Origin of the sequence: Curtobacterium sp. B8, from assembly GCF_000333315.1 — a bacterium.
Classification (GTDB): Bacteria; Actinomycetota; Actinomycetes; order Actinomycetales; family Microbacteriaceae; genus Curtobacterium; species Curtobacterium luteum.
The window spans coordinates 1-1,980 of the sequence record NZ_BACW01000304.1 but is presented as its reverse complement, the minus strand read 5'-3'; the positions used below and the strand labels follow the sequence as shown (position 1 = coordinate 1,980).

The window sequence follows — 1,980 nt, the reverse complement described above, 5'->3', positions numbered from 1 at the left end:
CGCCGGGACCTCGACGACGAAGTCCTCGGCGCGTGGCTGCCCCGGCAGCTGACGGTAGTCGTTCGGCACGGTGCCCTCCCTCGTCCAGGCAGACTACTGCGCGGGCGAGGGACCCGACGGGGCGGTGTGCGTGAGGTCGACCGTGAACGCCGTCCGGCCCGGACCGGACACCACGCGGACGCTCCCGCCGTGCGCCTGTGCGACCGCCTGGACGATCGCCAGCCCGAGGCCGCTCGTGCCGTGCTCCCGCGATCGCGAGGCCTCGCCCCGGGTGAAGCGGTCGAAGAGCGTCGGCAGCAGCGCGGGGTCGATGGGCGGCCCGTCGTTCGCGACGACCAGCCGCACGATCTGCTGCCCGTCCCCGCGGACACGCTGCAGGGACACCACGACGGCCGTCCCGTCCGGGGTGTGGCTGGCGGCGTTGGCGAGGAGGTTCCGCACGAGGCGACGCAGCTGTCCGGCGTCTCCGTCGACGGTGACCGGCTCGGTGTCGACCTCGAGCGTCCAGCGGTGCCCGGGAGCCGTGGTGCGTGCGTCCATCGTCGCCTCGACCACGATCGAGGTCAGGTCGAGCGCCTCGACCACGAGCGGCGCCGATCCGGCCAGGGTCCGCGCGTCGAGCCGCGCGAGCAGCAGGAGCTCCTCGACGAGGTCGCCCATCCGGACGGCCTCGGTCGCGATCCGATCGACGTTCGCGTGCACCGCTCGGAGGTCGTGCGAGGACGCGGAGAGCTCGGCGTAGGCGCGGACGGTGGCGATCGGCGTGCGGAGCTCGTGCGAGGCGTCCGCGACGAAGGTGCGCATGCCCGCCTCGACCTCCCGTCGGACGGTCAGGGCGCGGCCGACGTGCCCGAGGAGTCGGTTCAGAGCGGTGCCGACCTGCCCGACCTCACGGTTCGCGGTGAGGTCCGACGTCGCGACCCGGGCGGTGATGTCGGTGTCCCCGCGTTCGAGGTCGAGGGCGGCGACGTCGGACGCCACCCCGGCGACGCGCTCGAGCGGTCGGAGCGCGCGGCGGACCGTCAGGGCGAGGGCCCAGGCCGCGACCGCGAGCCCGAGCAGCGTGACGCCGCCGAACACGACCGCGAGTCGCACGATCGTCGCGTCGAGGGATCCCAGCGGCAACGCGGTGACGTACACGTCGTCGCCGTTGCCCACCGCCTGCGCCCGGTAGCTGCCGAGCGAACCGAGTCGGACCGTCACCGGGCTGCCGTCGTGGTCGATGGCGGCCAGGGTGCGTCGCTGGGCGGTCGTGAGGCCGTGTTGCCGGCCCTCGCTGTCGGTGTACCCGGCGAGGGCGGTGGACCCGGACCGGAACACGGCCACGACGGTGCCCGCCGCCTGCCCGGGCACCCCGATGAACCGGTTGTCCGGGTCCGGTCCGTCGGACGACGACCCGGACCCCGACCCGGACCCCGACGACCCGGACCCCGACGACCCGGACCCCGACGACCCGGACCCCGACGACCCCGACCCGGACGGCGGCGCGCCTCCGTCGCCGACCACCCGGCCGGCGGCGGTCGCCAGCTCGGCGTCCAACCGCCCGACCAGGTACTCCCGGAACGCCACCACGGTCACGGCCCCCACCACGACGTTGGTCACGACGAGCAGCAGCGCCACCGCCCCGACGATCCGCCACCGGAGCGACGGCGCCCGGCCGCTCCCGACCCGACCGGCCCGTGCCCCGGCCCCGGCTCCGGCCCGGACCCCGGCCCGTGCCCCGGCCCCGGCCCGGCCCCCGGACCCGGCCCGGCCCCCTGCCTCGGCCTCGGACCCGGCCTCGACCTTTGCCCGGCCCCGCCCGGACCCCACCCGCCTCACGACGTCGGGCGGAGCACGTACCCGGCCCCGCGCACGGTCTGCAGCATCGGCTCGCGGCCGGCGTCGAGCTTCTTCCGCAGGTACGACACGTACATGTCGACGAGGTTCGACGACGCCCCGAAGTCCATGCCCCAGACACTGGCGAGGATGGCTCCCGCG

At 75.8% G+C, this 1,980-nt stretch carries 2 protein-coding genes; both read right to left on the bottom strand.

From position 1 onward, the window contains the following. Positions 1-93 precede the first annotated feature (93 nt). Positions 94-1,620 carry a cell wall metabolism sensor histidine kinase WalK gene (locus tag I59_RS07480; protein ID WP_049976546.1) on the bottom strand — a complete coding sequence of 509 codons (1,527 nt, stop codon included), beginning with the start codon at positions 1,618-1,620 and terminating at the stop codon, positions 94-96. 197 nt (positions 1,621-1,817) lie between these two features. Next, positions 1,818-1,980 (bottom strand): winged helix-turn-helix domain-containing protein (locus I59_RS07475; RefSeq protein ID WP_022903326.1); only part of this gene is annotated, 163 nt, incomplete at its 5' end.